This is a genomic window from Ensifer adhaerens (assembly GCF_000697965.2).
Lineage (GTDB): Bacteria > Pseudomonadota > Alphaproteobacteria > Rhizobiales > Rhizobiaceae > Ensifer > Ensifer adhaerens.
Window position 1 is genome coordinate 1,962,137 of sequence record NZ_CP015880.1, and the last position, 9,323, is coordinate 1,971,459.

The 9,323-nt window shown below is 63.2% G+C and carries 8 protein-coding genes and 2 tRNA genes; 4 read left to right on the top strand and 6 right to left on the bottom strand.

Annotation, left to right across the window (positions count from 1 at the left end):
• Nucleotides 1-71 precede the first annotated feature (71 nt).
• Nucleotides 72-147: transfer RNA gene (locus FA04_RS09435), tRNA-Lys, on the bottom strand.
• Nucleotides 148-443: 296 nt separating this feature from the next.
• Here FA04_RS09435 and FA04_RS35785 point away from each other — a divergent pair.
• Both FA04_RS35785 and FA04_RS09445 read left to right on the top strand, forming a co-directional pair.
• Nucleotides 444-1,013, top strand: coding sequence for a hypothetical protein (locus FA04_RS35785; RefSeq protein WP_063979481.1), 570 nt, complete (start codon nucleotides 444-446; stop codon nucleotides 1,011-1,013).
• Between the two features lie 134 nt (nucleotides 1,014-1,147).
• Nucleotides 1,148-1,223: transfer RNA gene (locus tag FA04_RS09445), tRNA-Lys, on the top strand.
• A 55-nt stretch (nucleotides 1,224-1,278) separates the two neighbouring features.
• On the opposite strand, the gene FA04_RS09450 is transcribed toward FA04_RS09445, so the two are convergent.
• The 3 genes from FA04_RS09450 to FA04_RS09460 form a co-directional block, all read right to left on the bottom strand.
• A complete protein-coding gene (locus FA04_RS09450; protein WP_034793378.1) occupies nucleotides 1,279-2,196 on the bottom strand; it encodes a PhzF family phenazine biosynthesis protein in 918 nt (305 codons plus the stop codon).
• 251 nt (nucleotides 2,197-2,447) lie between these two features.
• The gene (locus tag FA04_RS09455) at nucleotides 2,448-3,188 is read right to left on the bottom strand and encodes an NUDIX hydrolase (protein ID WP_034793376.1); all 741 of its coding nucleotides are present in this window, start codon (nucleotides 3,186-3,188) and stop codon (nucleotides 2,448-2,450) included.
• Nucleotides 3,189-3,190: 2 nt separating this feature from the next.
• On the bottom strand, nucleotides 3,191-4,297 hold the full coding sequence (locus tag FA04_RS09460) for an endonuclease/exonuclease/phosphatase family protein (protein WP_034793373.1): 1,107 nt from the start codon (nucleotides 4,295-4,297) through the stop codon (nucleotides 3,191-3,193).
• Between FA04_RS09460 and FA04_RS35105 the strand changes: the two genes are divergently transcribed.
• Entirely contained in the window at nucleotides 4,269-4,799 is a 531-nt protein-coding gene (locus FA04_RS35105; RefSeq protein WP_156552972.1) for a hypothetical protein, read from the top strand. The two genes, FA04_RS09460 and FA04_RS35105, sit on opposite strands and share 29 nt — an antisense overlap.
• Nucleotides 4,753-6,210, top strand: a complete 1,458-nt coding sequence (locus FA04_RS09465; RefSeq protein WP_226020699.1) for a CYTH and CHAD domain-containing protein — start codon at nucleotides 4,753-4,755, stop codon at nucleotides 6,208-6,210. Before FA04_RS35105 ends, FA04_RS09465 begins: the two co-directional genes overlap by 47 nt.
• Nucleotides 6,211-6,258: 48 nt before the next feature.
• On the opposite strand, the gene FA04_RS09470 is transcribed toward FA04_RS09465, so the two are convergent.
• The gene (locus FA04_RS09470) at nucleotides 6,259-7,806 is read right to left on the bottom strand and encodes a DUF1254 domain-containing protein (RefSeq protein WP_082566244.1); all 1,548 of its coding nucleotides are present in this window, start codon (nucleotides 7,804-7,806) and stop codon (nucleotides 6,259-6,261) included.
• 376 nt (nucleotides 7,807-8,182) lie between these two features.
• Nucleotides 8,183-9,100 (bottom strand): 4-hydroxy-tetrahydrodipicolinate synthase, encoded by a 918-nt coding sequence (gene dapA / locus FA04_RS09475; protein WP_034793367.1) that lies wholly within the window; start codon nucleotides 9,098-9,100, stop codon nucleotides 8,183-8,185.
• Between the last annotated feature and the right edge of the window lie 223 nt (nucleotides 9,101-9,323).

The following is a 9,323-nucleotide window of genomic DNA, read 5'->3' on the forward strand; positions in this document are numbered from 1 at the left end:
CAGAAGCCCGGACACATGCGATCGACGTAAATATAGGAATTGTAATCTAATCAGCGCTTTAGGAGAAGTTTTGGTGGGTGATCACGGGCTCGAACCGTGGACCCGCTGATTAAGAGTCAGCTGCTCTACCAACTGAGCTAATCACCCATCCGCGACCGCTGCGGTGTGTCCCGCTGCTGTCGTGAGGGGGCGTATAAAGGCGTTCGGTTTGGTTGTCCAGCGCCTTTGTGAAAATCTTTTGAAAAATCTCGTGGGGCTAGAGCACCCCCTGTGGAGAACTCGCCCGCTATCAACCGGGCGCGTTCCGGCCACCCCTCGCGCCTCCCTTCGGGTACAGGCCACAGGGGAAACGCGACGAAAGACCCGTTTGACGCGAGGCGCATGCTCGGCATACTGCAGTGAAGCGGGCACACGAAACGAGCGATGATTGGAGAGGTATCCCCATGCGCAGCACGATCGCCACAGGAATGCTCGTCGGTATCCTTGCCGGCTTCGCCACCGAGGCGAAGGCCGAAGTGCCGTTCTTCAACGCCACCTGCCCCGGCCGTATCGAGGTCCACGCCGATCAGGGCGGTCCCGTCTTCATCAATGGCAGCCAGGCCCGTCTGAAGCGGTTCAGCAGCGATTATTACGAGGCGAGCCAGGGACGAACCACGATCTCGATCAGCGTCAACCGCGATGGTTCGCCTTCAATCAGCTATACGCGCCGGGGCGCCGGCAACGGCGTCTGCCGTGTCACGTCTGCCGGCGGCAACACACGGCCACGCCCGGAACGCCCGCCGCAATACGACGACACGCAGCAGCCGGATCGTGTCGACGCAAGAATGATGCCGCGCTTCTGCCAGGGCGAAGCGTCTGCCGCCTTCGGCGTGCGTCCCAACCGGATCACCGTCAATATGGCCTTCCGAAGCGGCCGCTACTATTGGGTGCAGGGCAACTACGATGGCGGCCGCGGCGTCACCTTCTTCAACTGCCGCTTCGACCTCAGGGGCAACTTCATCGACGTGCGCTGACGACGGGGATGATTGAAGGCAAGAATCTAGCCGTTTCTGACCGCTCCGGCGGAAACGGCTGTGAGTTTATCATTGCGAGATGCAAATACCCTCTTGAGTGTGATGAGGTCGTGCGCTAAAGCGACGCCACGGATGGGTGATTAGCTCAGTTGGTAGAGCAGCTGACTCTTAATCAGCGGGTCCACGGTTCGAGCCCGTGATCACCCACCAAAACTTCTCTTAAGACGCTGATTAAGCTGAATTTCCCAAGTCTTATGCCGACGCCTCAGACGTAGAGTTCGCCGGCCGCAATCTTCACCGCATGGCCGCCGATGCGGGCGTTGCTGATTTCGCCGCCCGAGATGTCGAGATGCAGATGGATGAAGGACGGCCGTCCCATTTCCACGCCCTGCTCGACCAGCACCGGATGATGGCCGTCGACGAACTGGTCGAAATAGTGGATCGCGCCGGAAAGGGCGGCAACGGCCGAGCCGGTTGCCGGATCCTCCAGATTGCCGGCACCAGGGCCGAACTTGCGGGCGTGAAAGCGCGCCGTGTGGTTCACGCCGCCGCGACAATAGACGTAAGCCGCGGCCAGCCGTCCCTCGGCCATCGGCGTCAGTTGCTCCCAGCGCAGCGAATCGAACTCGATCGACGAAGCCGCCGCCACATCATGCACCGGCACCATGACGAAGGGTGCGCCCGCGCTCCAGAACGACGGCACGTGATTCTCGAAACCGATCTGCGAGAGTTTCAGGCTTAGCGCATCGGCGATCGCCTGCCGGTCGAAGCGTGCGTCGAGCCTGACCGATTTTCGCGGCAGGTCGAATTCGGCAAAGCTCGCCTGCCCGGGCTTGAGCCGCACGGCGCAGCGCACCGGCCCAACCTTCTCCTCCAGCACCTGCACGAGGTCGAAGCCTTCCTCGGTCGCGCCACGCTGGGCCTCGGCGATCGCAATTGCCGCACCGACGGTCGGATGGCCGGCAAAGGGCAGTTCCTGGGCAGGCGTGAAGATCCGGAGCTTCGCCGTGTGCGCCGCACCGCCGGGCCTGCGGATAAACACCGTCTCCGACAGGTTGAATTCCTGCGCGATCGCCTGCATCGCTTCATCGTCGAGCCAGTCGGCACCGAAGACCACGGCCAGCGGATTGCCTTCCAGTCGCCTGTCGGTGAAGACGTCGTAGATCGCGTAGCTGAGCGCCATTCATGTCCCCTTGCGAATATGCGCGAACTTTGCAGCGTCGGGACGCGGGCGGCAAGGCTTAAAAGCGCCGGTACACAGCTCGGCGCGGATCACGTTTTCTTTAGCTCCGGCTCCGGCAGCACGCTTCGCCGCTCACGCGGCCAAAAACCCTCCCAGCCGTAACCGGCGCGCATCCGCCGCCGCGCGGCCGCGTGGCGACCCCCGCTAAAACGCACAAATACAAGGAGATGCGACGTCCCGTTGATTCGAAATCAGAGCGGTTTCTCGCGCCGAAACAGCCAGTCGAGGATCGGCGGTATGAAGGGTGGATAGTTGTGCGCCACGGGATCCGGGCCGAAAACCGCGATCGCCTCGTCAATCTCCGGCTCCGGGTCCGCGGCAATGTGCTCCGCCACGCGCGCAACCAGCGCTGCCGCCTTCTCCGGATAGCGATAGACGCGGATGAGCGTCACGGCGCGGCCCATATGCAGCAGGTGATAGCCGGGCTCCACCGTCGCGAGCGAAAGGTCTATGCCGGTTTCTTCCATCGCCTCGCGGCGGATATTGCCGTCGATGTCGCAGCCGCCATCGACGATATCCTCGGGCTCGAGCGAACCGGAGGGGCTGTAGACCCGGCCCGGATTGGCCGTGTGCCCGCCCATGCGCACGAGGATCAGCGCACCGTCGGAAGAAAGGATCGCCGGCATGGCAAAGAGATGAAAGGCACTCTTTGCTCGCGTCTTCCGCCACCAGAGAAAGGTCGAATAGGGCACCACATGCCCCTCGCCCCGCAGCCGGCCGTCCGCGATGCGAAGCGCCCTGAGCAACACCATCCGCCCGTCGAAGAGGTGCGGGTTGGCGGTAATCTCCCGTTGCCAGTTTTCCTGCGCGCGCTCCACCTGCTCCTGATGAAACGGATGCGCCGCGCCGGTGACGCGGACATCCACCGCATCGATCGGGATGATGACGCCTTCATCCGGCCAGGCGTCCGTGTTGCTTTCAAGCGCGCTCATGCTCACACATCCAGGGTGATGGCCACGGGGCAATGGTCGGACGCCTTCGGCCGGTCCCAGCCGGTGCGCGGATAGCGCTCCACCTCCAGATCAGGCGGAAAGATCGTGCGGAACGGCTGGCCGCCGCGAATGACCTCGGGCACCTGGTGCGCGTTGCGCTTGGCAAGCGCCGGCGAAAGCCAGATATAGTCGAGCTGGCAGAGATGCCGCTCCTGCGGCCCGCGGCTGTGGAACAGCGTCCAGCGATCCATCACCGGACGGCGCAGCATCGGGTTCTCGACAAAGCCGTCGCGGGTGAAGACGTCAAGCGAACTCGTCTCCTCCTCATGCGGCACGAACTGGTAGCCGGTGCGCCGGTCGCCGAGGATGTTCACCTTCTCCTGGTAATCGTTCATGTCGCCGCAGATCGCGAACATCTTGTCGGCCGTCTTCCCGCGGCCGAAGCGGCTTTCGATGATGTGGCGCACGGCCGAGGCTTCGGCCACGCGCAGCGGCATCGTCGCCTGCCGGCCGTCGAGCCCTTCGCGCGCCGGCCCCATCGACTTGAAATGCACCACGTAGAGCGTCAGCGGCCGCCCGCCGATCCTTAAGTCCAGCTCCAGGCAGTCGCGCTTGAAGATCCGGTCGGCCGGCCGGTTGGTAAGCGCTATTCTGTCGTTGAAGAGGTCGAGGTCCTCATAGGTCAGCCCCGCATGGCTCTTCACGTCGAGGCATTCGATCGGCTGGCCGTCGCGCGTCTCCTCGCGCATCAGCACGGCGACGTCGATCCCGCGCGAATCATTGCCCTCTATCAGGTACTTCTGGCGATAGCCGTTGCCGACCATGCGAAAAAGGTAGTTGTATTCGAAGGCCTGCAGCGAGGCCATGTTGTCGGCTTCCTGCAGGCAGAGGATATCGGCATCGCAATCGGCGATCGCCAGCGCCGACATCTGCCGCGTATCGTCCGTATGCGCAATCGTGCGCGCCTCCTCCAGCCGCTGGTACTCGGCTTCCGTCTTCACGTCGAAGAGCCGGAGCACGCGGTCCTGTTTCAGCTGGTTGCGAAAGCCGGAAAAATCGAAGCGGCTCAAAAGGTTTTCGATGTTGAAGGTGGCAAGGCGAAGCGACATTTATCAATTCCGTGGCATGAAATGCGGGGAGCTTAAGCAATTCCAGGAAAAGTGTGAAACGGTTTTCCGTTCGGAATTGCGTCATCTCAAAAAGCAATTCCAGGAAAAGTGTGAAACGGTTTTCCGTCCGGAATCGCGCCATCTCAAAAAGCAATTCCAGGAAAAGTGCGAAGCGGTTTTCCGTCCGGAATCGCGCCATCTCAAAAAGCAATTCCAGGAAAAGTGTGAAACGGTTTTCCGTTCGGAATTGCGCCATCTCAAAAAGCAATTCCAGGAAAAGTGCGAAGCGCTTGTCCGTCCGGAATCCATTGAAAACCCGTACACCCCGGCGGCCTTCAGCTTCGAGCGCGACCTATCGCGTGGGACCGCCGCCGCAAATATGATCCATGTCATCCAGAACACGAACCAATGTGCTCATATGGCATTATCGCGTTGTCTCTTGCACTTGTTGGAGGATGGGGTTGAACACGGAAATCGAAATCAAGCTCGAGCTTCTCCCTGAAGATCTCGATCGCTTCGCCGCATCCGGGCTTCTGGGTGAGCCGGCGCGCGTCGAAAGCCAGCGGTCGGTCTATTTCGATACGCGCGCCCGCGACCTGTTCCAGTCGGGTTTCACGCTGCGCATCCGCACGGTCGGTTCTGCCCGCACCCAGACGATCAAGGCGACGGGAGCGAGCGCCTCGGTTTTCGCCCGGCCGGAATGGGAGCAGCCGCTGGACAGCGACGAGCCGGTGGTCGACCACACCACGCCGCTTGCCGCCCAGTTCGACCTCGAGCCAGGCGATCTGCAGGCGCATTTTGCCGTCGATGTCGAGCGCACCACCTGGAAAGTGAAACAGGATGGCGCCGACGTCGAGGTCGTGCTCGACCGCGGCCTGATCACCGCGGGCACCCGCCAGACCGCGATCGGCGAGATCGAACTTGAGCTCAAGGACGGCGCGCCCGAGGCGCTCTTCACGCTCGCCCGCCGTATCGAGGCGATCGTTCCCATCCGCTTCGGCGTCATGTCCAAGGCGGAGCGCGGCTTCCGTCTCATCGATGCCGAGCAGATGGTCTTCAAGGCCGAGCCGGTCGAACTCGACCGCGAGATGCGGGTGGCAAAGAGCTTCCGCACGGTCGCCCTTGCCTGTCTTCGCCACCACCGCCTGAACGAAGACGTGCTGCGCGTGCGCCAGAACCCGGAGGCCCTGCACCAGGCTCGCGTTGCCCTTCGGCGCCTGCGATCGGCCTTCTCGCTCTACAGGGATTTGCTTCAGGACGACGAAAGTACGCGCCTGAAAGGCGAGCTGAAGTGGCTGGCGGGCGTCTTCGGCAAGGCCCGCGACGTCGACGTTCTCCTGGCCCGCGCATCCCAGCCGGAACTTGTCGAGTGGCTGAAGACGGCCCGCGCCGCCCGCTATCGGGAGGTGTTCGCGGCGCTCGATGACGGTCGCGGCCGCGCCCTCATGCTCGATCTCCACCAGTGGCTGCACTGCGGCGCCTATCTTTCATCGCCGCCCGCCGAACTTCACGATCGGCCCGTGACCGATTTTGCCGAGGCCGTGCTCGACCGCGAGCGCCGGAAGCTGAAGAAGCACGGCCGCGCGCTCGCCAAGATCAACGACGAGGAGCGGCACGAGGCCCGCAAGGACGCCAAGAAGCTGCGCTATGCCGCCGAATTCTTTGCGACACTGTTCGACGACAAGCGTGGCGCCAGGCGCCACAAGCGCTTCACGGCCGCAATGGCCGCACTGCAGGATGAACTCGGCACGCTCAACGATCTGGTTTCGGCGCCGAATGTGCTCGGCGAGATCGGCCTCGAAGATCACCCGGACGCCGGAACGCTCGTCGTTCAGGCCAACAAGGACAAGCTCATCGACCGCGCGCAGGCTGCGCTCGACGACGTGATCGACGTCAAGCGCTTCTGGCGTTGAGCAAGCCGGGCAAACCGACGTCGGTTTATCCCGGCACCTTGGCCCCCCTCATGCCGCAACCGTGATCTTCGGCGGCTGCCAGGTGCCGTCGAGGATCGCGTCCTTGCCCCAATAGGCGCGAATGTAGAGCGAGAAGATTCCGTGCGGCGCCGGCAGCCAGTTGCTGTCCTTTTCCCCGCCGGGGCGCTCGGCGCTCACGTAGAGCGTCAGCGAGCCGTCCGCATTGCGCTTCAGCCTGTCGCTCTTGGTGCCCAGCGAATAGCGCTTGAAGTCGTTGGTGTGGAAGAGGTGCTTGTCGTCATAAAGGGTCAGCGACCAGAAGCCGTTGACCGGCGGTTCCTGGCCGGGCGCAAAGGTGATCTCGTAGAGTTTCACGCCGGTCAGCTGGTCGCCGGCGCCGTCGAAGTCGGTATAGAAATACTGCGTCTCGCTCGGCCGGTTGTTGAACATGTTCGACTTGGCGGTGCCGGTCCGGTTGAAGTAGTCGATCCCCCATTGCGCATTGTTGACCGAGCGGTTCCAGCCATTGCCGGCCGGCAGCCCGTTGCGCTGCCATTCCAAGAAGGGGTGGATGACCTTGTTCTCGGTCTCGATCGCGGTGTCGACGAGCATGCCCCGAAGCTCGGGATCCCGCTCGGCCGCGTCGAGCAACAGGCGGAACTGGGCAAAAAGCGCCTCCTCCCCCGGCAGCGGATCGACCGCGGCGATGGCGTCGCCGAACTGGTCGAAGAACGTCTCCGGCGTCACCCATTTGGTTTCGGCGTCGGTCGCGCCGCCGTTTAAGGGCGGAGCCGGAATGTCGGTCAGCTTTGCCCATTCGATCGTCTTCGCCTCGCCGGTAAACTCTTTCAGCGGATAGAAAACCACCTGGTTGATCAGCGGCTGGACCGCCTGGTTGTCGTCGCTCACGTCGGTCTGGAAGATGCGGGGAATGGCGCTCGCAAGCGATGTCGGGGAGCGGATGATGTCGGTGATGCCGGCGGGCTTCAGCCCGTCCCAGTCGGGGCCGACAAGAAGATAGAAGCCGGGCCGCGTGCCATAGGGCTTGCCGAGCTGGCCGAACTGATCGGTGCGGGCATCGTAGAGCGAATAGAGCCAGAAGCGGTCGCCGAAGTCGGGCACCTGCGCGACGACGGGCTCATCGTCGAGCTCGAAGAAACCGAGGCCATAGACGACGTCCTGGTTGGGGCATGTGACGAAGGTTTCCGACGGCTCGATATAGTCGTGCAGCATGCCCACCTGGCCGCGCGGGGCCACCGGCGAAAGGCCACCGAGCAGACCCGCATAAGGCGCCTGGGTGACCTTGGCCCTGCGGTTCAGCATGTTGACGATCGGCCAGCCCCAGATATAGGCCATCTGCCCGATCGTACGGGCATAGCCTGGATGCATGGCAACGCCGGTCACCGGCAGCGTCGGCGCTCCCGGCCCGAGCGCTTGCTGCGCCTCGGCGGGCGTGGCCGAGGTAACGACCGAGGCGGCGGTCAAAGCCGCCGGAACGGCCGCGCCGGCACCGATCGCGGCAAGCGAGGCTGCTCCGATCCCGCCTTTCATCATGTCGCGTCGAGTGATTTCAAGATTGCTGCCGGATGTTTTCATCATCGTCTCCAGGCGTCCTGATCAATCAGCTTTCGAAAGGCACCCGCACAGGCGCCCCGTTTTTGGCACACCGTCCATCTCGCCCGGCTTCGTCCTCGCGCCGGAAAACCGGCCTTTCGCCCTCACCCGTGACGGTTCAGGACACGGATCGCTCGCAAGAATGGTTCTCTGTTTTTTTTCCTCAACTGCGGCATTTCAATGCCCAGCAGCACGGATCCGCACAGGGCCATCGGACACCGCGCGTGAGGACCGCTATCCTGCCGAAACAAGCCGTTCGGCGAAAGTACGTAACTGTTAAAATACGATGCAAACGATCACGTAAAGCAGGGCGATCTTCCTTTCACCGATCGCCCCGCCTTGACGAACCGTCGCAGGCTCAGCGGCGGCCGTCCTGCGCCGCCATCGCCCTTTCGATCCTCAGCGCCAGGTCATCACTCACCGGCACCATCGGTAGGCGCATCTCCGGGCTGTCGATCAGCCCCGCGCGCCACAGCCAGTGCTTGATCGGTCCGGGGCTCGGCTCGGCAAAGAGCAGCCGCGGCAGGTCGGCAAGGCGCTGCCAGGCGGAAAGCGCCCCCGCCTGGTCGCCGGCAAGCAGCCTGTTGCGAACATCGGCGAAGGCTGCCGTCTGCACATGGGCGGACGCCGTGATCCCGCCTTCGGCCCCTTGCGTCAGCGCCGTGTAGAACAACGGGTCCTCGCCGGTCAGTACGGCGAAATCGCGCGGCTTGTGGCGCAGCAGATCGAAGGATTGCGTCGCATCCGCCGAACAATCCTTGACGCCGACGATGTTTCTCCGTTCCGCCAGTTGCAGCATCGTCTCGTTGCCGAGGTTGACGCCCGTCCGGTAGGGAATGTTGTAGATCAGGATCGGCCGGTCCGTGGCATCAGCAAGGGCCGAGAAATGCGCAAACAGCCCCCGCTGCGACGGCCGCGTGTAATAGGGGCAGGCAATCAGATAGCCATCGACGCCCCAAGCGGCCATCCGCTCCAGCGCCTTCACCGACTTCCGCGTATCGCTGCCGGAAAGCCCGAAATAGACCGGAATGCGCCGGCCGGATCCAGCCAGGGCCTGATTGGTGATCGCAACCACCCGCTCGCACTCCGCCTCGTCGAGCGCCATGCCCTCGCCCGTGGTCGCGCCGAGAATGAAGCCATCGATCGGCTCGGCCGCATAGTGGACGACCAGCCGGCGGAGTGAGCGCTCGTCCAGTTCACCATGGCGAAAGGGCGTGATCAGCGGCAGCCAGAGGCCGCCAAGGCCCGGCGATTGCGTTGAAGCTGTGCTTTCCATGAAATTCCATCTCCTTGAAAAAACCGGAGACGGAGAGCGCAAGCGAAAACCCCGTCCGAACCGGCGGGGTCGATCTGATCCTTGTGCTTGCTATGCTCTGCGCGCAACGACCGACAGCCCCGGGTGCGGGGCTTTTTTCACAGTCGTCAGTTTGGCGAGGCGGCAGGTCATGAGCGCGAAGGTCGAACAGTCCGGCTGCATTGTCAAGGAGGACCCGCTCCTA